At 71.1% G+C, this 20,758-nt stretch carries 15 protein-coding genes; 3 read left to right on the top strand and 12 right to left on the bottom strand.

Going from position 1 to position 20,758, the window contains the following annotated elements; all coding sequences use genetic code 11:
• Positions 1–18 precede the first annotated feature (18 nt).
• Both ACQP03_RS09680 and ACQP03_RS09675 read left to right on the top strand, forming a co-directional pair.
• On the top strand, positions 19–1,014 hold the full coding sequence (locus tag ACQP03_RS09680) for an Acg family FMN-binding oxidoreductase (protein ID WP_363661047.1): 996 nt from the start codon (positions 19–21) through the stop codon (positions 1,012–1,014).
• 97 nt (positions 1,015–1,111) lie between these two features.
• Entirely contained in the window at positions 1,112–2,788 is a 1,677-nt protein-coding gene (locus tag ACQP03_RS09675; RefSeq protein WP_433461144.1) for a GAF domain-containing protein, read from the top strand.
• Between the two features lie 110 nt (positions 2,789–2,898).
• Here the strand turns inward: ACQP03_RS09675 and ACQP03_RS09670 are convergent, their stop codons facing one another.
• On the bottom strand, positions 2,899–3,537 hold the full coding sequence (locus ACQP03_RS09670; RefSeq protein WP_357123027.1) for a response regulator transcription factor: 639 nt from the start codon (positions 3,535–3,537) through the stop codon (positions 2,899–2,901).
• Positions 3,538–3,730: 193 nt separating this feature from the next.
• Here ACQP03_RS09670 and ACQP03_RS09665 point away from each other — a divergent pair, with 193 nt between their 5' ends.
• The gene (locus ACQP03_RS09665; RefSeq protein WP_357123024.1) at positions 3,731–4,705 is read left to right on the top strand and encodes an Acg family FMN-binding oxidoreductase; all 975 of its coding nucleotides are present in this window, start codon (positions 3,731–3,733) and stop codon (positions 4,703–4,705) included.
• Positions 4,706–4,708: 3 nt separating this feature from the next.
• Here ACQP03_RS09665 and ACQP03_RS09660 read toward each other — a convergent pair whose 3' ends face one another.
• From ACQP03_RS09660 to ACQP03_RS09610, 11 genes are all read right to left on the bottom strand, one after another.
• A complete protein-coding gene (locus ACQP03_RS09660; protein ID WP_357123021.1) occupies positions 4,709–5,359 on the bottom strand; it encodes a TOPRIM nucleotidyl transferase/hydrolase domain-containing protein in 651 nt (216 codons plus the stop codon).
• 165 nt (positions 5,360–5,524) lie between these two features.
• Positions 5,525–7,561: a beta-galactosidase gene (locus tag ACQP03_RS09655; RefSeq protein WP_357123018.1), complete on the bottom strand. Its 2,037-nt coding sequence runs from the start codon at positions 7,559–7,561 to the stop codon at positions 5,525–5,527.
• Between the two features lie 74 nt (positions 7,562–7,635).
• Positions 7,636–8,607, bottom strand: a complete 972-nt coding sequence (locus ACQP03_RS09650) for an acetylxylan esterase (RefSeq protein ID WP_433460816.1) — start codon at positions 8,605–8,607, stop codon at positions 7,636–7,638.
• Positions 8,608–8,650: 43 nt separating this feature from the next.
• Positions 8,651–9,796, bottom strand: a complete 1,146-nt coding sequence (gene dgoD, locus ACQP03_RS09645) for a galactonate dehydratase (RefSeq protein WP_357123012.1) — start codon at positions 9,794–9,796, stop codon at positions 8,651–8,653.
• Positions 9,793–11,058 carry an enolase C-terminal domain-like protein gene (locus ACQP03_RS09640; RefSeq protein WP_357123009.1) on the bottom strand — a complete coding sequence of 422 codons (1,266 nt, stop codon included), beginning with the start codon at positions 11,056–11,058 and terminating at the stop codon, positions 9,793–9,795. Before ACQP03_RS09640 ends, dgoD begins: the two co-directional genes overlap by 4 nt.
• 55 nt (positions 11,059–11,113) lie before the next feature.
• Entirely contained in the window at positions 11,114–13,336 is a 2,223-nt protein-coding gene (locus tag ACQP03_RS09635; protein ID WP_433460815.1) for an FAD-dependent oxidoreductase, read from the bottom strand.
• 21 nt (positions 13,337–13,357) lie between these two features.
• Positions 13,358–14,197: a carbohydrate ABC transporter permease gene (locus ACQP03_RS09630; protein WP_357123003.1), complete on the bottom strand. Its 840-nt coding sequence runs from the start codon at positions 14,195–14,197 to the stop codon at positions 13,358–13,360.
• Positions 14,194–15,141 carry a carbohydrate ABC transporter permease gene (locus tag ACQP03_RS09625; protein ID WP_357123000.1) on the bottom strand — a complete coding sequence of 316 codons (948 nt, stop codon included), beginning with the start codon at positions 15,139–15,141 and terminating at the stop codon, positions 14,194–14,196. Before ACQP03_RS09625 ends, ACQP03_RS09630 begins: the two co-directional genes overlap by 4 nt.
• A 6-nt stretch (positions 15,142–15,147) precedes the next feature.
• On the bottom strand, positions 15,148–16,458 hold the full coding sequence (locus tag ACQP03_RS09620; RefSeq protein WP_357171318.1) for an ABC transporter substrate-binding protein: 1,311 nt from the start codon (positions 16,456–16,458) through the stop codon (positions 15,148–15,150).
• Positions 16,455–17,351 carry an NAD-dependent epimerase/dehydratase family protein gene (locus ACQP03_RS09615; RefSeq protein ID WP_433460814.1) on the bottom strand — a complete coding sequence of 299 codons (897 nt, stop codon included), beginning with the start codon at positions 17,349–17,351 and terminating at the stop codon, positions 16,455–16,457. The genes ACQP03_RS09620 and ACQP03_RS09615 overlap by 4 nt, the downstream gene beginning before the upstream one ends.
• Positions 17,348–20,551, bottom strand: coding sequence for a sugar-binding protein (locus ACQP03_RS09610; protein WP_433460813.1), 3,204 nt, complete (start codon positions 20,549–20,551; stop codon positions 17,348–17,350). The genes ACQP03_RS09615 and ACQP03_RS09610 overlap by 4 nt, the downstream gene beginning before the upstream one ends.
• Positions 20,552–20,758 lie beyond the last annotated feature (207 nt).

Raw genomic sequence — 20,758 nt, 5'->3', positions numbered from 1 at the left:
GACGGAAAGGTCGTGACGATGAGTCAGGAAAGTTCGCTGACCACCGCGCTGGCGGAGGCCGCTGCCACCGCCGGCCACGCCCCCTCGGTGCACAACACGCAGCCCTGGCGTTGGCGGGTACTCCCCGACTCGCTGGAACTGCACACGGTCGCCGACCGGCAGCTCGCGGCCGGCGACCCGGAAGGGCGACTGCTGGCGGTCAGCTGCGGCGCCGCCCTGCACCACGCCCGGGTGGCGCTGGCCGCCGAGGGCTGGCGCGCGGTGGTGCGCCGCCTGCCCGACCCGGGCGAGGAGAGCCTGGTGGCCCGTCTGACCGACCTGAGCCGGACCGAGGCCGATCCGGACGCCATGCGCCTCGTGCAGTGCATGTCGGTGCGGCACACCGACCGACGGCCGGTCAGCGACGAGCCGGTGCCCACCGACGCGATGGGGGAGATCACCCGGGCGGTCACCGCCGAGGGCAGCCGCCTGCAGATCCTCGACCGCGACCAGGTGCTGGAGCTGGCCGCCACGGCCGGGCACGCCGGCGCGGTCGAGGCCGAGGACCCGGAGCTGCGCGCCGAGATGGCGTACTGGACGAGCCGCGCCGAGACCGGCACCGGCCTGCCCGCCGACGTGCTCCCCGCGGAGCCGCCACAGACCACCGTGCCGGGCCGCGACTTCGGCCGCCCCGGCAGCCTGCCGATCGGTCCCGGCCACGACCGGATGGCGGTGTACGCGCTGCTGCACGGCGACGAGGACGACCGGGACAGCTGGCTCCGTGCCGGTGAAGCCCTCTCCGCCGCCTGGCTGACCGCGACCCGGCTCGGCGTGTCGGTGGTACCCCTCAGCGCGGTCGTCGAGGTCCCGGGAACCCGGCAGACACTGCGTCAGGTGCTCGCCGGCATCGGCTTCCCGTACCTCGTGCTGCGCCTGGGGATCGCGGACCCGGCGCACGCGGGGCCGCCGCACACCCCGCGACTGGCCAGCGAGCAGGTGGTCGACACCTCGGCGGTGCGCGGCGACCAGGCCTGACGGGTCGATCGTCGCCGCCGGTCGACGCTACGATCGCGCGGTGACCAGCAGCGTCCCGCAGCCTCGCCCGGAAACCCCGGTGACGCCGTCGCTCGGGCTGAGCCCGCTGTCGCGGGTTCGCCTCGACGAACTGCTCCAGGAGATGCTGGACCGGGTCGGCGAGGTGATGACCAGCCGGGAGCGGCTGCGGGCGCTGCTCGACGCGGTCGTCGGCATCGGCACCAACCTGGATCTGCGCACCACCCTGCGGCGCATCGTGCAGGCGGCCTGCGAGCTGGTCGGCGCCCAGTACGGCGCGCTGGGCGTGGTCGGCCCGGACCGGTTGCTGCACGACTTCATCGTGCACGGCATCACGCCCGAGCAGCACGCGCAGATCGGCGACCTGCCGCACGGGCGGGGTGTGCTCGGCCTGCTCATCGACGATCCGCGCCCGCTGCGCATGCCGGACATCACCCAGCACCCGCGCTCCTACGGCTTCCCCGCCAACCACCCGCCCATGCACAGCTTCCTGGGCGTGCCGGTACTCATCCGGGACCAGGTGTTCGGCAACCTCTACCTGGCCGAGAAGCAGGGCGGCGCGCAGTTCACCGAGGACGACGAGGAGATCGTCGTCGCGCTCGCCGCCGCCGCCGGCGTGGCCATCGAGAACGCCCGCCTGTACGCCCTGGCCCACCGGCGGGAACGCTGGCTCGCCGCGACCGCCGAGATCACCACTGTGCTGCTCGGCGAGGTACGCCGCACCGACGCGTTGGCGCTGGTCGCCCGACGGGCCCGGGAGGTCGCCGAGGCGGAGCTGGCGCTGGTGCTGCTGCACGACAGCGAGTCCGCGCAGTTCACCGTGGAGGTCGTCGACGGCGTCGACGAGCAGGCCCGCGCGCTGGTCGGCGCGGTCCTGCCGGCCGCCGACACCAGCTTCGGGGCGGCCGTCGCCGAGGGCCGGCACGACCAGGTGGACGACCTGGCCCACGCCGCGCCGTGGCCGGCGCTGCTGCACACCGGGCCCGCGATCGTCTCGCCGCTGGCCACCGCCGACACTCTGCACGGCGTGCTGATCGTGGCGCACCGGCCCGAGCGCGGCGGCGGCGCCAGCGAAGAGGACGTGGCGCTGCTGGGCAGCTTCGCCGGTCAGGCGGCGCTGGCCATGGAACGGGCGCGTGGTCAGGAGGAGCGCGAGCTGTTGGTGGTCCTGGAGGACCGCGAGCGGATCGCCCGGGACCTGCACGACGTGGTGATCCAGCGGCTCTTCGCCACCGGCCTGCAGTTGCAGAGCGCCGCGCCGATGATGGCCCGCCCCGAGGTCGCCAAACGGATCAACGCGGCCGTCGACGACCTCGACGACACCATCCGCGACATCCGGCGGACCATCTTCGAGCTGCGGACACCGATGACCGCAGCGCTGCGTACCGAGATCCGCGAGGCGGTCGAGCTGGCCGCCGAATCCCTGGGTTTCAAGCCGCACCTGAAGCTGACCGGCCCGGTGGACAGTGCCGTCCCCGACACCATCCGCCCGGAGCTGGCCGCCGTGCTGCGCGAGGCGCTGTCCAACACGGTCCGCCACGCGCGGGCCACCCGCGTCGACGTGGCCGTACGCGTCGAGGGCGAGCAGGTGAGCGTGACGGTCACCGACGACGGGGTGGGCTGCGACCCGAGTGCGGCCCGAGGCGGCCTGGTCAACCTCCGCGAACGCGCCGACCGCCGCAACGGCGCCTTCACGATCCGCCCCGCCGACCCCCACGGAACCGAGCTGCACTGGTCAGTGCCCCTGCGCGACTGACCGACGCCAGTCCTCCGACCGCGCCGATCTTGCACTTTCGGTGGACGATATGAGGAGCAAGGTCGGGTTTGTCGGCGCAGAAAGTGCAAGATCGCGAGAATGGGGGCGGCTCAGGGGGTCTTGCCGAGCAGGCGGGTGGCCAGGACCGCCGCTTGGGTGCGGCGCTCCAGGCCCAGCTTGGCCAGCACGCTGGACACGTAGTTCTTCACCGTCTTCTCGGCGAGGAACATCCTTCCCGCGATCTCCCGGTTGGTCAGCCCCTCGGCCACGTACTCCAGGATCCGCCGCTCCTGCTCGGTGAGCGACTTCAACTCGCGCGGCTGCTCGACGCCGTTGCGGATGCGGTCCAGCACCCGCGTGGTGATCGCCGGATCGAGCAGGGACTGCCCGGCCGCCACCCGGCGCACCGCGTCGACCAGATCGGTGCCGCGGATCTGCTTGAGCACGTACCCGGCGGCACCCGCCATGATCGCGGCGAACAGCGCCTCGTCGTCCTCGTACGAGGTCAGGATCAGGCCCTTGATGGACGAGTCGACGGCCCGGACGTCGCGGCACACGTCGATGCCGTTGCCGTCGGGCAGCCGGGCGTCGAGGATCGCCACGTCCGGCCGCAGCGCCGGGATGCGACGCGACGCCTCCTGCGCGGAGCCGGACTCACCGACCACCTCGATGTCGCCGCTGCTCTGCAGCAGGTCGGCCAGGCCACGGCGGACGACCTCGTGGTCGTCGAGGAGGAAGACGCGGATCATCCCTCGTTTCTACCCGCGCCGCACGACGGGTGCACGGGCCGAAGGTCCCGAACGGAGGGACCGACCGTCGATGGGGCGGTCGGGCCCGGTGGGTCGGGACGTCCGGCCCTGCTCGCCGCCGCCCGATCGGCGGACCGTGAGGGTGTGCCAGCCGTCGCGGCTCGACGACCGGCCCAGGGAAAGGAGCACCGCCATGGACATCGGCTACACCGCGAACCACCTGCGGACCGCCGCCGACAGCGCGGTCCGGGCGCCGTCGCTGCACAACACGCAGCCGTGGCGGTTCCGGCTGCGTGCCGGCGGGATCGAGGTGCTGGCCGACCCGTCACGTCGGCTGCCGGAGACCGACCCCAGCGGCTGGGGCGTACGGGTCGCCTGCGGCGCGGCCCTGTTCAACCTGCGGATCGCGTTGGCCGTGGCCGGCGTCCCCGCCCGGGTGCGACTGCGTCCGGACCCGGCCGAGCCGGATCTGCTGGCCCGACTGGTGCCGGACCTCCCGCGCCGGCCCAGCCCCACCGAGCAGAGCCTGCACACGGCCATCCCCCGCCGGTTCAGCAACCGGCTGCCGTTCTGGCCGGACCCGGTGCCGTCCGACGCCCGCTGGCGGCTCGGCGACGCGGCCCGCGCCGAGGGGTGCTGGCTGGAGCTACTGGTCGGGGTGAGCGCCGTGAACGCGTTCGGCGAGATCGCCCGTGGCGCGCACCGGGTGCTGGAACGCGACCCGGCGTACCGCGCCGAGCGGGAACAGTGGCTGCGTCACGAGTCCGCGCCGGACGGCGTACCCACCTCGGCCGGCGGCCCGCAGCACGAGCCACAGGATGTGCTGCCGACGCGCGGCTTCGGCGGTCGCGACCGCGCGCCGGGGCGGGACTTCGAACCCGAGCCGCTGGTCGGGGTGCTCGGCTCGGTCGGTAACACCGCCATCGACCAGGTGGTCGCCGGTCAGGCCCTGCAACGGGTGCTGCTCACCGCCGTCGACGCCGGGTTGGGCGTGTCGATGTTGTCCCAGCCGATCGAGGTGCCGACGGCGCGGGAGCAGCTACGCGTGTCGCTGGGGCGGTTCGGCACCCCGCAGATGGTGCTGCGCGTCGGGTACGGCCAGCCGGGCCGACCCACCCCGCGCCGGGAGGTCGACGAGGTGTTGGACCTGCCGGTCGTGCCGGCCTGAGACTCAGTCGGCGAGCAGCCGGTCCAGCGGGCGCGGCACCCGATCCGGGTCGAGCGCCCGCACGAGCGCCTCGGCGTAGCGCGCCTTGCGCCCGCTCATGGTGCCCAGAAAACGACGCAGTTGCCGCTCGATCGACCGGCCACGTTGGGCGGGCTGGTTCTGGAAGACCCGGAACCGCGCCAGATCCCGCTGGTCCGCGATGACCCGCCGCACGCCGTCGCTGCCCAGGGCGCGGATCAGCTCGTCCTCCAGGTCGGTAACGCAGACCCCGAAACCGAGCGCCTCCATCGCCGACCGGTCCAGGGCGGCACCGAAGCCCGCCTGCTCCAGGCCACGGCGGAAGAAGCCCTCCTCGGCCTCGTCGCACAGCCCCCGTACCGCGACGGCGAGGCCCTGCGACCCGAACAGCCGCAGGTACCGGCCGACGCTCATCGCGCCGCCGAGCGGCACCACGCAGACACCCTCACCGGCGAGGTCACGGTGCCGTCGCTCCGCCAGGGCCTCCACCGCGCGCTGGTCGCTGACCCCCTCGACGAGGACGACCGTACGCAGGCCGGCCGCCGACTCCCGGGCGGCTGCGGCGGCCGTCGCGGCATCGGGGCCGCCGGCCGCCCACAGGTGTACGGCGGCTCGGAAGCGGTCCGGCTCAGGCACGGCACCGAGTCTCGCAACGGTTGGTCCACCCCGCCACCGGATTCATGCCGGATTGGCCGGCGTCGAGTGACCCGGGCAGCCCGAACGGGCGGCGTCTGCCGGCTGGTGGCCAGGTCCACGGCCGTACGTTCCGCGACGTCCGGGACGCCGAGGGCCAGGTGACCATCACGTGTCGGCCGAGTCCGGGACCGTGGCGCGGCGCAGGACCGCCACGGCGCGCGGCGCCAGGACGTCGTTCCCGGAACCGAGCCGTTCACCGTCGACGGCGGAGATGTCGAGGGGCTGCCCAGTACGGTTGATCAGGAACCAGTACGGTCCGCGTACGGCCAGTTCGACGCGACCGCGCAGGCCCGGCGGGAGTTCGCTGTCGAGACCGGCCCGCTTCGCCAGGTCGGCCAGGACGACGGTGAGCCCGGCGGGCCGCAGGCGGGTGGAGACGTAGGCGGCGGATCCGGAACCGACGGCCCGACGGGTGATGGCCGGCCGGCCGGTCTGGCCGCCCTGGCCGTACCGGGCCAGGACTTCGGTCGCGGGGTCCGTGAGGTCGATGCGGTCGGTCCACAGGGTGCCCACCGTGCCGTTGTCGAGCTCGACGCTCTGCTCGTCGGGCAGGGGGGCGAACTCCTCGATCCTGATGCCGAGCAGATCGCGCAGGGCTCCCGGGTATCCGCCGAGCCAGACGTGGTCGTGCTCGTCGACGATGCCGGAGAAGTAGGTGGTAACGAGGTGGCCGCCGTCGGCGACGTAGCCGCGTAGCCGGTCGGCGAGCGCTCCGGGCACGACATGCAGCATCGGGGCGACGAGCAGACCGTAGCGATGCAGCGGCGCGTCGACGGGGACCACGTCGGCGCGGATACCGAGTTCGAGAAAGGCCGTGTACCAGTCGAGGGCCTCCTGCCGGTAGCGGAGCCGGTCACTGGGGTGCGCGTCGTGCTCGGCCGTCCACCAGGACTCCCAGTCGAAGACGATGGCCGCGTCGGCCGGCCGGCGCGTGGTGCCGGCCACCTCGGCGAGATCGCGCAGCGTGGCACCGAGATCGGTGACGGCGCGGAAGATGGTGCTGTCGACGCCGGCGTGGGGCAGCATCGCCGAGTGGTACTTCTCCGCGCCCGCCGCGGACTGACGCCATTGGAAGAAGCAGACCGCGTCCGCGCCGTGGGCGACGTGCGTGAGCGAGTCGCGGGCCATCTCGCCGGGCCCCTTGGCGACGTTGATCGGCTGCCAGTTGAGCGCGCTGGTGGAGTGCTCCATGAGATACCACGGCCGCCCGCCGGCCAGGTTCGAGGTGAGGTTGGCGGAGAACGACAGTTCGTCGTGCGCCTGCGGGCCCGGCGTCGTGTAGTGGTCGTTGGCGACGAAGTCGACCTCGGCGGCCCAGTCGGCGTAGTTGAGCGCCTTGGACCAGCCCATGACCATGAAGTTGGTGGTGACGGGTACGTCCGGGGTCACTTCGTACAGCACGGACCGTTCGGCGCGCAGGTGGTCCTTGAGCGCGTCGGAGGAGAACCGTTTGAAGTCCAGTTGCTGCGTCGGGTTGAGGTGCGTGGTCGCCCGCCGTGGTGGCAGGATCTGCGCCCAGTCGCCGTACTGCTGCGACCAGAACGTGGTCGCCCAGGCCCGGTTGAGGGCGTCCAGGCTGCCGTACCGGCGGCGCAGCCAGTCCCGGAACGCGGTCGCGGCGTCGTCGGAGTAGTCGTAGGCGTTGTCACCGCCCAGTTCGTTGTTGACATGCCAAGCGGTCAGCGCCGGGTGGTCGCGGTACCGCTCGGCGAGTGCGCGGGTCAGGCGGAGCGCATGCAGTCGGAAGATCGGCGAGGTCGGCCGCCAGTGCTGCCGGGCGCCGGGCCAGATGGTGCGGCCGTCTCCGTCGACGGGCAGGATCTCCGGGTGCGTCGTGGTCAGCCAGGGCGGCGGGGACGCGGTCGCGGTGGCCAGGTCGACGGCGATGCCGTGGGCGTGCAGCAGGTCCATGACGTCGTCGAGCCACCCGAAGTCCCACACGTCCACCTGCGGCTGGATCCGGGCCCAGGAGAAGATCCCCAAGGAGACGATGTTCACGCCGGCCACCTGCATGGCCCGGACGTCCGCGTCCCAGATGTGGCGTGGCCACTGCTCGGGGTTGTAGTCGGCGCCGAACGCGAGGCGGCTCCGGGACGGGTCCGATGGCCAGCGCAACCATCGATGATTGTGCTGCGGCTGCATGCCGGCTCCTCTTCCGCGGTGCTGTTGTTGATGGTGACGTGGGTCCGGTCGCCGCCGGGTCGGCTGTGCCCCGCTCACCCGGTGAGCGGCTTGGCGGCGAACCTCAGCTTTTCGACCTCGTGGAAGGCCTGGCCCCCTTCGTGCCCGTTGAACGGGTAGACGCGGATCTCCTTCGGTCCGGCGTAGTGGTTGTACGAGGCGTACACGGTCGACGGCGGGCAGGCCGCGTCCATCAGCCCGACGGAGTACAGCGCCGAGGCGCTGGCCCGCTTGGCGTGGTTGACCGTGTCGAAGTACGAGAGCGTCCGCATCACCTGGTCGCGTTGGTCCCGGCGGACCTTGAGATAGCCGGTGATCTCGGCGTACGGCGAGGCGTCGGTGATGGTCAGCGCCCGGGGGAAGTCGGCCAGGAACGGGACGTCGGGCATGGCGGCCACCAGACCCGGGACGAGGCCGGCCACGGCGGTGGCGATTCCACCGCCCTGGCTGGTCCCGGCGACGGCCACTCTGCTCGGATCCACCTCGGACAGTTCCCGTACGGCGTCGATGGCCCGGACCCCGTCGGTGAAGACCCGGCGGTAGTAGTAGGTTTCCGGACTGGCGATGCCTCGGGTGGTGAAGCCCGCGATCGCGGGGTCACCAACGGGGTCCGGATCGGGTGTGTCCCCCCTGGGGCCCTTGGCGCCCTGACCTCGGGTGTCCATGATGAAGTGCGCATGTCCGGCCATGGCCCACAGCGGTCGTTCGTGTGGCAGGCCGCGGCCACCGCCGTATCCGACGTACTCCACCACGGCGGGCAGTGCACCGGTGCGGGTGACGGGCAGGTGCAGCCATGCCTTGACCGGGTTGCCGTCGTAGCCGGCGAAGGTGACGTCAAGGGTGTCGATCAGCGCGAGGCCGTTGTCGACCGGCGTAGCGGTGAGATCGAGAGAATGGGCGCGCGCGTCCTGGAGCGTCGCGGTCCAGAAGCTGTCGAAGTCTTCCGGCTCCGCGATCGCGGGCCGGTAGCTGCGTAGACGGTCTTCGGGCATGTCGAACTGTGCCATGGCATCTCCACGGTTGCTGGGTGGTCGGAAGTCGAGTGGGTCGTCACCACTCGGTGAACGCGCCGTCCGGGCCGCGCCAGACGGGGGAACGAAAGCGGTGGCCTCGTGCCGCCGCCGCGCGCACCGCCTTCTCGTCGACGTCGATGCCGAGGCCGGGCGCGCCGAGACGCTCCACGTGCCCGTCCCGCAACCGCAGGACGTCGGCGTCGACGAGATAGTTCAGGCCGTCCTGGCCGTTGTTGTAGTGGATGCCCAGGGCCTGTTCCTGGATGAGGAAGTTGGGGATGGCCAGGTCGATCTGCAGGCAGGCGGCCAGGGCGATGGGGCCGAGCGGACAGTGCGGGGCCAGGACGGCGTCGTACATCTCGGCGACCGCGGCGATGCGCCGGACCTCGGAGATGCCCCCGGCGTGCGAGAGGTCGGGTTGGACGACGGCCACGCCGGCGTCCAGGACGTCCCGGAACTCGCGCCGGGTGTAGAGCCGCTCGCCGGTGGCGATCGGCAGTGCGGTCGCCGTGACGATCCGGGCGATATCGCTGGAGTACTCGGGCCGCAGCGGTTCCTCGACGAACAGCGGCACGTACGGCTCCAGCAGTGGCAGGAGGCGACGGCTGGCGGCGATCGAGGCCCGGCCGTGCAGGTCGATCGCCACGTCGTGGTCGGAGCCGATCGCGTCGCGGACCTTGGCCAGGAGATCGACGACGGATCTCAGGCCCGCGGGTGTGTCCAGGAACGCCATCGGGCCCGGCGGTGCGATCTTGACGGCGGTGTATCCGGTCGCGATCGCCGCCGCGGCGTTCTCGGCGACCTGTTCGGCGGTCTCGCCGTACGCCCAGCCGTACATCCGGACGCGGTCGCGTACCGGCCCGCCGAGCAGTTCGTGGACCGGTGCCCCGCGAACCTTGCCGGCGATGTCCCACAGCGCCTGGTCGATGCCGGCGACGGCGCTGGACAGTACGGGGCCGCCGCGGTAGAAGCCACCGCGGGTGAGGACCTGCCAGTGGTCTTCGATGCGCATCGGATCGCTGCCGATGAGCAGGTCGGACAGCTCACCGATGGCGGCCTGGACGGTCTCGGCGCGGCCTTCCACGACCGGTTCGCCCCAGCCGACGACACCGTCATCGGTGGTGATCTTCAGAAAGAGCCAGCGGGGCGCGACGAGGAAGGTCTCCAGACGGTCGATCTTCACGGGGCCACGATCCCGCCGTCGAGGTGCCGTACCTGGGCCGACCACCGTTCGTGGAGGTGCTCCACGGGCGGGTACTTGGCCGCCTCCGCCTCGTCGAGGTCGATTCCCCAGCCGGGTGCGTCCGACGGATAGAGGAAACCGTTGCGGGGTGCGAGCGTGCCCGGGAACACCGCGTGGACGTCGGGTGCGTACTCGTGGCCCTCCTGGACGACGAACGCGGCGCTGGTCACGTCGAGCGCGACGTTCGCCGCCGCGCCGATCGGGGACACGTCGGCCGGCGCGTGCCAGGCGGTGCCGACGCCGTGGAGTTCGCACAGGGCGACGAGTTTGCGCGCCGGGCTCAGGCCGCCGATCGAGGAGAGGTGCAGGCGCAGCAGATCGACGCCGCCACCCGTCACGAGCCGGGCCGCGTCGGCCACCGACGCCACCTGTTCCCCGACCGCGATGGGCATGGGCGCGGCCGCGCGGACCTCGCCCAGCCGGTCGTAGAACTCCGGCGCGATCGGATCCTCCAGGAAGAACAACCGGTACTCCTCGAGCTGGCGGGCAAGTCCGACAGCCTGCTTGACGGTCAGCCGGGAGTGGACGTCGTGCATCAGGTGCGGCTCGGGCCCGAGGGCCGCGCGGGCCTGCGCGAACAGGTCCGGTGTGTCGCGCAGGTAGCGGTGCACGTCCCACCCGCCGGGGTGCGGTGTCCCGGGGTACTCGCCGGGCGTGGCCGGGGCGCCGTAGGTGCCGACACCGGGGCTGCCGACCTGGAGCCGGACGTGCCGGTAGCCCCGGTCGAGCAGGGCGCGGGCCTGCTCCAGGGTGGCGTCGACGGTGGCCCCGCCGGCGTGCAGGTACGTGTCGGCCGCCGCGCGGACCCGCCCGCCGAGCAACTCGTAGACGGGCATGCCGGCCCGTTTGCCGGCGATGTCCCACAGCGCCTGGTCGACGCCGGACAGGGCGTTGTTGGTGACCGGGCCGCTGCGCCAGTACGACGAGAAGTGGACCATGCGGAAGATGTCCTCGATGTCGGCCGGATGGCGGCCGACGAGCAGCGGCGCGACATGACGGTCGACGGTGGCGGCGACCGCGTGGAACCGCTGGGTGAACGTCGCGCAGCCGAGCCCGTACAGGCCGGGATCGTTGGTGTCGACCCGGACGACGACGAGCGGCACGCCCTCCGGGGCGGTGACGATCGACCGGACGCCGGTGATGCGTAGCCGGTCTCGGCCGGGCCAGGGTGCCTGCGTCTCCGGCATGGGGTTGAGGGGCACGAACGTGGTCTCCTGTTCGAGGATCGTTGCGTGGATGGACGGCGACGGCGGACCGTCAGGCGTAGGCCCGCACGGCGATCAGCTGGGCCGAACCGGTGCCGTTGGTGGCGGTGACGACAACCCTGATCCGGTCGGTCACGATCGGGGCCGCGAGACTGTGCGTGCGGCGCCGCTGCCGGTTGTCGGCCACCGACACGAGCGCCTGCCAACCGGTCCCGGCGGCGCGGGCCTCGATCCGGTAGTCGCGCACGAGCGTCGGCATGAGCGTGAACGGCATCCGGTGGTGGGGCAGGTTGATCAGGTCCTCGTTGACGTCGTCGTTGGCGATGACCTCGACCCGGCTCACCGTCACCGGCTCCGCCCAGGTCAGTTGCAACCACGGCGCACCGTCCGTGGCGAGGGGCCGCGACATCCACAGGTGCGGTCCCGCGAAGGGGCGCAGGTACCCGTCGACCACCTTGTCGGCGGAGTAGGCCGCCGTCGGACCGGTGCGCAGGCAGAAGGTCCGCCGGCGCAGGGCCGCGCTCTTCCACTCGAGCACCGGCTGCCGCTCGTCCCGGTCCGTCTTCGGCGGTACGTGGGACAGGGACAGGACGCCGGGGACGGTCGTGTCCGCGACGTGCAGGGTCACGGCGGGGTTGGCCCGTACCCGCAGGAAGGCGTTGCGCGCGGTGGGCGGCGTCCACTGCAGCGGGAGGCGGACCCATTGCCGGACGCCCGCGGCGACCGGGACCCGCGCGGTGTCGACAAGCGTTCCCGGTACGTAGTTCTGGCCGGGGCCGGGATCGTAGAGGTCCACCACGAGCGTCGTGGCCTCGGCCGCGTCGACGAGGAGTTCCGGCCCTACCAGGGCGGGATCGACCGGCAGCACGATGCCGGCGTCGGCGGTCAGCGGCCACTGGGCACCCGGTCCGGCCACGTCGATCCGGTCCAGCGTCGAGGACGCCGTCACCAGCGCCGTGCGGGCCTGATCGGTGGGGTCGGCCGCGGCCACGCCGATGAGCGACGCGTCGGAGCGCAACAGGGTCTGCTGGAGGTGACCCGCGTCGAGTTCGCGTGGGACCACCTTTCCGTCGAGACACAGGGCGGCGGCGGTTCCCGCCGCCTGGCCCAGCGTCGCGCAGGTGGCCATCACCCGGGTCGACCCGAACGCGATGTGGCTGGCCGACACGTTGCGTCCGGCGAACAGCAGGTTGGTGGTGTTCACCGAGTACAGGCACCGGTAGGGGATGGGGTAGACGCCGTCCGGGTGCAGGTGTTTGGAGGCGGCCTCCGTCGCGTACATGCCCTGCGGGGGATGCATGTCGATGGACCAACCGCCGAAGGCGATCTGGTCGGGGAACTCCTTCTGGCCCATGATGTCGTGCTGGGTCAGCACGTAGTCGCCGATGAACCTGCGGTACTCCCGCTTGCCGGGGACGGCCCCGACCCATTCCAGGGTCATCGTGTCCGCGTCGAACCGGCCCGAGTTCTTGATGTGGTCCCAGATGCCGTAGATGACCGACCACAGCTCGTCCCGGATGACGTCGTTGTCGTGGACGGTGTCCAGCTCCCCGCCGTACTCGATCCACCAGTACGCGGTGCCGTTGTCACCGGCCCGGATGATGCGTCGCTGCGGGATGCTGGTCTGCGTGATGTCCTTGGCGAACGACGGCGCCACGTAGGTGACCGGCTCACCGGCGTCCTTGGTGTAGAAGAGCAGGGTGCTGCCGAGGGTGATGTCGTCGGCCTCGGCGGGCGCCCAGGGTTCGCCGTACTCGCCGCTGGCCTCGCGGCCGATGCGGTACTCGGCGCCGGCCAGGTGTCCGACCAGTCCGTCGCCGGTGCAGTCGAGGAAGATCGGCGACGAGAAGTGGATGAGCCGTTCCGAGCCCATCATCCATCCGGTGACGGTGTGGATCTGCCGCGCCTCGGGCGGCCCGTCCGCCTCGACGTCGCGGACGTCGGTGTTGAGATACAGCGAGATGTTCGGTTCCGCCCGTACGGCGTCGAGCACGACCGTGTCCCACACGTACGGGTTGCCCTGCGGGTTGCGGTACTGGTTCTCCACGAACAGCTCACCCATGATCCCGCCTTCGCGGGCGTAGTGGTTGTCGCCGTGGCTCGTGGCCCCGACCACCCAGACCCGCACCTCGCTGCTGGAGTTGCCGCCCAGCACCGGCCGGTTGTTGATCAGCGCGACCGTCCGGCCGAGGCGGGCGGCGGCGATGGCCGCGCACACACCCGCCAGACCACCGCCCACCACGGTGATGTCGTGTCCGGCGTGTTCAACACGCATGGTGATGAGCCTCCGTCGGTGTCACTTGAGCCCCGTGCGGCTCAGTGCGGACAGGAACTGGCGCTGGAACACGAGGAACACGATGATCATCGGTACGACCGAGGAGGTGGCCGCGGCCATCGACAGCCCACCGGCGAGGCCGCCGTCGCCGTCGACGAAACGGGTCAGGCCGACGGGGAGCGTGTAGTTCTCGTCGGTGGAGAGCATGATCAGCGGCGTCTCGTAGCTGTTCCACGACCAGACGAACCCGAGAATCGCCAGTGCGGCGAGGACGGGCTTCGCCATCGGCAGGTAGATGCGCCAGTAGATCGACCACTCGCCGGCGCCGTCGATGCGGGCGGCCTCGGCCAGTTCCCCGGGTACGGCGGAGAAGTGCTGGCGCATCAGGAAGGTGCCGAAGACGGTGAACATGCTCGGCAGGATCAGCGCCCACAGGGTGTCGTACAGGCCGACGGCCTGGAAGAACATGAACCGGGGCACGAGCAGCAACTGGGTCGGCACGATCGAGGTCGCGATGTAGAGCAGGAAGAGGCGGTCGCGACCCTTGAACCGCATGCGCGCGAAGGCGTACCCGGCCAGGGAGGACGTGAACAGCTCGCCGGCGACGGCGACGGTCGCCACGATCAGGGAGTTGGCGAAGTAACGCAGCAGGGGTGGGTCGCCGGCCCACACGTCCGCGTAGTTGACCCACCGAACCGGGTCGGGAATCCACGTCACCGGAAGCGTGAACACGTCGATGTTGCGTTTGAGCGAAGCCGAGATCATCCACAACAGCGGGAGGGCGAAGAGCACGGCGATCGCCCACATGACGACGCTCAACAACCAGGTGCGCAGGGTCCGGTCAGTACGGCTGCGGGTCATGTGTAGAGCCCCCGTCCCTTCTGGAACCGCCACAGCACCAGCGTCAGCAGCAGTACCGCGGCGAACGTGACGACGCCGATCGCTGCGGCGTAGCCGAACTTGTAGGCCTGGAATCCGGACTGGTACATGTAGTAGGCGAGCACGGTGGTGGACTCCCCCGGGCCGCCGCCGGTCAGGAAGGCGATCAACCCGAACCCCTGTGACGTGCCGATGAACGACGTGATCGCCAGGAAGACGGTGGTCGGCATGAGGCTCGGCCACGTGATGGTGCGGAACCGACGCCACGCGCCGGCGCCGTCGATCATCGCCGCCTCGTGCAGGTCCTGGGGCAGCTCCTGGAGAGCGGCCAGGTAGATCACCGCTTGGTAGCCCATGCCGGCCCACACCTGGATGAGCACGAGCGCCGGCAGAGCCCAGTCCTCGGACACCAGCCAGGTCGGCGGCTCGGACAGACCCAGGAACCGCAGGGCCTGGTTGAGCAGCCCGGCGCTGGGGTTGAGCACGAGCAGCCAGACCATACCGATGGCGACCGTGTTGACCATGCTGGGTACGAAGAACACGACCCGCAGCGCGGCCCGGCCGACCAGCGGTCGGTTGAGGGCCAGCGCGAGCAGCAGGCCGAACGCGATCGACAGCGGAACGCCGAGGCCGGCGAAGAACACCGTGCGGCCCAGGGCTTTCCAGAACTTGGGGTCGGCGAACAGCTCCGTGAAGTTGTCCAGGCCCACCCACTCGATCCCGCCCAGGCCGGACAGCACGTTCCAACGCGTGAACGCGATGCCCAGCCCGGCCAGCATCGGACCGAGGGTGAAGGCGATCAGTCCGATGAGATTGGGAGCGATGAACAACCACGGCAACCAGGAACGGACCCCGGCGGGCCGGCGCTTCTTCTCCCGTACGACGGGCGGTACCGGTGACCGGGCCGACCCAACCAGAGTCTGCATGTGTCTCTAGGCCGCCTTTTTGATCGCGGCGTCGCACTGTTCCCTGGCGGTCCGGGCCCACTGGTCGATGCTGATGTTCCCGAGCAGGACCCGCTGGTTGAGCCCGTTCATGATCGTGGAGATCTCCGCGTGCGCCGTCTGGATGGCGTCCACGGGAATCCGCGCGTCCGAGGTCAGCAGGTTGGTGACCAGCGACTGCTCGTCGAACAGCTTCGCGGCGTCGGGTCCGCCCAGATCGGCGGCCAGTTTGGCGGTGTCGCCCCCGGGCAGCGACGGGAGCCGGCCGCCGGGCACCATGTGTGCCGCGCCTTCGCCGAGCCAGAACTGCAGGAGCGTGAAGGCGGCGTCCTGGTGCTTGGACTTCTTGGTGATGGCCACGTTGTCGCCGTAGGCACCGGTGTTCCAGAACTGCGCGCCCTTCTGCGGCGCCGGCATCGGCAGCAGAACGGTCTTGAAGTCGTGCGGATACTCCTTGGTGTCCTTGATATAGCGCAGGACGAACGGCTGGGAGATCCACATCGCGACCTTCCCCGTGAGGAACGGGGTCTGGGCGAACGCGTCCCACTTCTGCGCGACGATCTCGGTCATCGGGACGGCGGACTTCTCGGCCATCATGTCCAGCCGGAGCTGGAAGTTCTCCCGGAACGCCGGGTGGTCGAAATTGGACTCGCGGCCACCGGGCTTGTAGGTGAAGTCCGGGCCGAGCTGCTGGCGGGCAAGGTCCGGCGGGATGAGACACCCGTACACGCCGTTGCCGGAGAGCTGCTTCGCGATCGCCCGGAAGTCGGCGGTCGTCCAGTCCGCCGGGACGGTGACGCCGGCCCTGTCGAGCAGGCTCTTGTTCGCCAGCACCGTCTCCACGCTGCGGCTGGCCGGAGCGGAGTACGCCTTACCGTCGAAGAAGTAGTTGCTGGCCGGATTCGCGCCGGGGGCGAAGGCCTTCAACACCGGGTCACCGGAGAGCCGGTCGGTGAGGTCGGTGAGCAGACCCGCCTCGACGCGCTTGGCCAGGGCCGAGCGCGCGTACGACACGACCACGTCGATGTCGAGACCGCCCTGCAGCGCGGTGTCGAGCTTGAGGTTGCCCTGATCGTCGTTGACGAAACGGGTGTACTTGACCTTGATGTTCGGGTGCTTCGCGGTGAACGCGGCGAACAGGGCGTCGGGGCCGTTCTCCGCAGGCACCCCGCCCCAGACGTTGAGGGTCACCGTGCCGGCGTCACCGGAGTCGTCCTTGCCGCAGGCCGCGAGGAGGGCGGCGGAACCCAGTCCGGCCGCGCCGGCGAGCAGGCGCCGGCGGCTGATCGTACGTGTCATGGCGTCACTTCCTGAGCTGAGAATGGTGGCTGTCCGGGTGGGGACAGTGGATAGCGGTGCTCGGGGGTGAAGCCGAGCAGCCGCGCGGCTCGGCCGGTGTCGATGGCGACGCTCCGGCCGGTCAGTCGCGTCCGCCGGGGCACCCCCGGTAGGTGTTCGTCCAGCAGCGCCTCCGTATCGGTGGCGCTCAGGGTGTCCGGCGCGGCGACGAACACCGCGTGGAATCCGGTCACGGGGGCGGTGAGGGCCAACAGGCCGGCGCGGGCGGCGTCGCGGGTGTCCAGGTACGCCCACAGTTCGTTGGCCCCCCACGACGGGTGTTCGACGTAGTTGCGGGCGTACTTCTCGAACTGATCGCCGGGACCGCCGAGCAGCGGCAGGCGCAGGGCGACGACGGCCATCCCGTGCCGGCGGGCCATCATGGCGCCGATCGCCTCGTCGGTCTGCTTCGACAGCGCGTACGGGTCGGCCACCTGCAGCGGCAGATCCTCGTCGAGGGGCAGGTAGGCCGGTGTCTGCGGGTGCGGCGACCAGGGCAGACCGGTCACCGACAGGCTGCTGGCGATGACGGCCCGGCGGACGCCCCGCTGAGCCGCCTCCTCCAGCACGGTGAACGTCGCCTGGGTGTTGGTGGTGAACACCTCGTGCGGTGTGCCCAGGGTGGGCGCGGGGATGGCCGCGCAGTGGAAGACGGCGTCGACCTCCGCGAGGGCGTCGCGTACCACGATCGGGTCCCCGGCGGATCCGGTCACCATCCGGCCCGCCCGGGTGTCGCCCGGGTCGTGCAGGTCGAGACCGGTGGTGGGGATGAGTCGGTCGGCGAGCAGCGTCAGGGCCGCCCGGCCCAACCGTCCGGCCGCACCGGTGACCAGGACCCGCCGGGGCCCGCTCACGGCGCCATCACCTGCACCGGCCGGAACTCCGCGGTGTTCTTGGCCAGGACGATGCCGCCGCCCCACTGGATCCAGCCGGCCCGGCCGATGCCGTCGTCGTCATCGTTGACCACGAAGGACAGGGCGACCGGTGCGGTGGGCGGACCGCTGAGCCCGAGTGCGGACCAGGGCACCGACACGCGGTAGGAGGTGGTGGTCCCGTTCCGGACGATCGCCGCCGTCGCGCCCGGCGTCGCCCCGGCCACGCCGCCGGCTGGCGGCGTGAAGGTGTACACGGCCGGACCGGTGCCCAGCAGCGCCGCGCCGATCTCGACGCGGGCGGTCGACCGCCCCGGAAGGTCGGGGCTGACCGCCAGTTGGATGGAGTCGCCGTCCCACATGCTGCCGGCCGTCTTCGTCTGGGCGTGGACGTTGTCGGTCACGTCGGCCGTCAACCAGAGGGCGTCCGCGGTGCGGGTGAGCTTGACGGTGCCCGACAGGTCCGACGTGCCGCCGTAGGGAACCCGCCGGTAGTCGACCGCGCCGTCGGCCGCCAGATTCACGGGTACGACCGTGTTCTGTCCGTCGGCCTCGATCGGGTTGAAGCCGACGGTCCCACCGGCACGGAACGCGCCCAACTGTGTCGTGTCGACGCGTACCGACATGTCGTAGGACTTCCACGGGACGATCCCCGCGACCGGTATGTCGACCGAGGTGACCGAGTTCGGCGGTACCGGGGCGACGCCGGTGACCGTGCCGCTCTGCGTCCCCACCGTCCACGCGATCTGTGCGACGTCCAGGGCCGTCGCCGACTTGTTGTTGGTGATCTTCACCCGCAGCGACCCGCCGAGCGGCCCGACCGACGTCACGATCGGATCGACGGTCGCCACGACCGGATCGGTGATCATCGCGTCGTCGCGCAGCACCATCGACGCCGATCCGCCGGACCCGGCCCGCACGTGTACCGTTCGCGGACCCTTCACCGTGCTGCCGGGAACGGTGACGGTCTTCGTCCCCACCTGCCCGGCCGGCGCGTACACCGGGTAGGTGCTGTCCTCGATCTGGAAGTTGGTCCACGTGCCTCCACCACCGTGGGTCCGGTCCACCTTCAGCGTCACCGGGATGTCGTCGCCGACCGCGACCGTGTCCGGAACCGAGACGGAGTAGACCTTCGGGTTGCTCACCGCGAGGGCCGTCGGCTTGCCCCTGGTGAAGACCGGGTGCTCGGTCAGGTCCAGCGTCACCTTGCCCTGTAGGGGTTCCAGGGTGTTCGACCGGCCGTAGGCGTTGGTGACCGTGACGGGGGTGGTGGTGCTCAGCTCCACCTGCGTCGGTGTGGTCGCCCACATCACCCGGACCGGCGTCTTGCCGGCCCCGCCGGCGAACTCGTACGAGTAGACACCCGAGCCCAGGTTGTCGGCGGCACGGAAGTCCAGGCCGGCGAGCTGGCGGATCAGCACCGACTGCGTGACCAGCGCCGGCTTCGGGGCGTAGGCGTTCATCCCGAGGTACCCGGGACGGCGCATCACGCCGAAGTTGTACTCCTGGTTCGACGCGGTCGTGCCGTCGTTGAGGAAGTCGTACCAGTAGTAGCGGCTGGCCCCGTTCGCCACGGCCAGGCTCGCCGTGCGGACCAGGTAGTCGCCCTGCTGCAGTTCGGTGACGCCACCGTTGGTGTGGGTCGGGTATCCGTTCTCGGTGATGTCGATCGGCATGTCGCGACCGTTGTTGTAACGGCGGATCAGGTCCTTGAACGTCGGGATCAGGGTCACGCCGCGGACCTCCGGCGGGGCCGGGAATCCGTAGAGGTGCGCGCTGAAGCGGTCCATGTACTGCAGGCCGCCGATCTGGAACAGCTCCTCCCACCACGCGGGTCCGCCGCCGGCCGGCGCGACGACCTCGGCCTGCGGGTGGTCGGCCTTGACCTTGGCGTAGGTCTTCTGCAACAGAGGCAGGTAGCACTGCGGGGTACGACCGCACAGGCCGTTGTTGAAGCCCCCGTCGAACTCGTTGTACACCTCGACCTTGTTGGTACCGGAGAGGGTGAGCATCGCCGAGGCGTAGGCGGCGAAGGCGGCGTGGCCCTCCGGCGTGCTCGGCGTCTTCCCGCCGTCGTAGAGCGGATTGGCGAACGCCGCGACCAGCAGCGGCTCCATGCCGTTGGCGGCCAGCCCGTTGAGGAACGGTGCGCCGTAGGTGGGCATGGTGTAGGTGCCGGCGGTCTTCTCCACGTGCTGCCAGGACAGGGCGTCGCGGACGTGGGTGTAACCGACCTTCGCCATCGTGGGAATGAGACTGGCCGGGTCGCTCTGCGAGAAGTGGGTCCCGACTCCCCATGGCGCCCCGGGCCTGCGGGCGTCGGCGGGAAGCGCGTCCAGCAGCGCCACCGGTGTGTACCGGGTGACCGGGAGTCCGCCCACCTCGGCCGTGACGCCGAGGGTGTAGTAGCCGGGCTTGACCGTGGCGAGGTTGACCGTCGCGGCGCCACCGGACACCGCGGCCGTGCCGCTGGCCGCCGGCACCCCCTGCTCGTCGGCGACCGACCAGCTCACGCTGGCCGCGCTGGAGGTCACCGGGATGGTCCGCGGCTCGGATCCGCTGAAGACCAGGTTCGTCGCGGTGATGCGCACCGCCTCGGCGGTGCTGAAGCTGACCGAGACGTCGGAGACGCACAGGTCGGTGGCCGACCGCCCGAGCCGGCTGTCCCACGAGGCGATGCGGAAGTCGGCGCCGGACGGCAGATCGCCCTTGAACTCGGCGTCGGGCAACTGGAAGACGTAGGAACGCCAGACGTTCCCGCCGGTCAGCGGGACGGCGTCGCCGGCCCGGTTCTGCCCCGTGCCGTCGTACTGGATCGTGAAGTGTCCGGGGCCGGCGTCGAAGTAGCTGACCTTGACGAACGCGTACCCGGTGGTGGCCGGCTGTCGGGCGGCGTCGACCCGGAAGTACAGGAAGTCATTGGTGATCGGCGTCTGCGTGGTGGTCCAGCAGGGGCGACCGCCCCGCTCGGTGGCCGCCGCGGAGATCTGGCCGGAGGCGTCGCCGGGATTGCCGGCCATGCCGTTCCACTGTGGAGGCGCCGAGAGCACCGCGGAGGCCGCGGCGGCGTCGGCGAACGCTGGCGGCGCGACGCCGATCATGGGTAGACCGATGAGAACGGCCAGTCCGGCCGCGACGTGCGTGCGCCACCTGTGGCGGCGCACGTTCGAGGGTCGTGTCAAGTTCGTCACCTCTCGGCTCAGCCACGGTCCGCTCGTTGGCGAATCGTCGTCCCGTGACTTGGGCGCGTGGCGAGCCGACCGGCTCGCCACGGTTCGCAGCATGTGGCGCCTTTCCGTCCATGGCGGCAACCCGCCGGGACCCACCCCGTGATGTGAGAAACCGACCCGGGCAGCACTCATCGCGCCTGCTCTAGCAGGGTCGACTGC

The organism is Micromonospora sp. CA-248212 (assembly GCF_050948405.1).
GTDB lineage: Bacteria > Actinomycetota > Actinomycetes > Mycobacteriales > Micromonosporaceae > Micromonospora.
Note: the sequence above shows the minus strand (reverse complement) of the source record. Positions and strands in the feature narration are given on the sequence as shown.

Coding starts and splice junctions, on each gene's coding strand:
- ACQP03_RS09655 (WP_357123018.1), bottom strand. CDS start 7,561: ATGCAGCCGCAGCACAATCATCGATGGTTGCGCTGGCCATCGGACCCG.
- ACQP03_RS09635 (WP_433460815.1), bottom strand. CDS start 13,336: ATGCGTGTTGAACACGCCGGACACGACATCACCGTGGTGGGCGGTGGT.
- ACQP03_RS09680 (WP_363661047.1), top strand. CDS start 19: ATGAGTCAGGAAAGTTCGCTGACCACCGCGCTGGCGGAGGCCGCTGCC.
- ACQP03_RS09630 (WP_357123003.1), bottom strand. CDS start 14,197: ATGACCCGCAGCCGTACTGACCGGACCCTGCGCACCTGGTTGTTGAGC.
- ACQP03_RS09625 (WP_357123000.1), bottom strand. CDS start 15,141: ATGCAGACTCTGGTTGGGTCGGCCCGGTCACCGGTACCGCCCGTCGTA.
- ACQP03_RS09650 (WP_433460816.1), bottom strand. CDS start 8,607: ATGGCACAGTTCGACATGCCCGAAGACCGTCTACGCAGCTACCGGCCC.
- ACQP03_RS09665 (WP_357123024.1), top strand. CDS start 3,731: ATGGACATCGGCTACACCGCGAACCACCTGCGGACCGCCGCCGACAGC.
- ACQP03_RS09670 (WP_357123027.1), bottom strand. CDS start 3,537: ATGATCCGCGTCTTCCTCCTCGACGACCACGAGGTCGTCCGCCGTGGC.
- ACQP03_RS09620 (WP_357171318.1), bottom strand. CDS start 16,458: ATGACACGTACGATCAGCCGCCGGCGCCTGCTCGCCGGCGCGGCCGGA.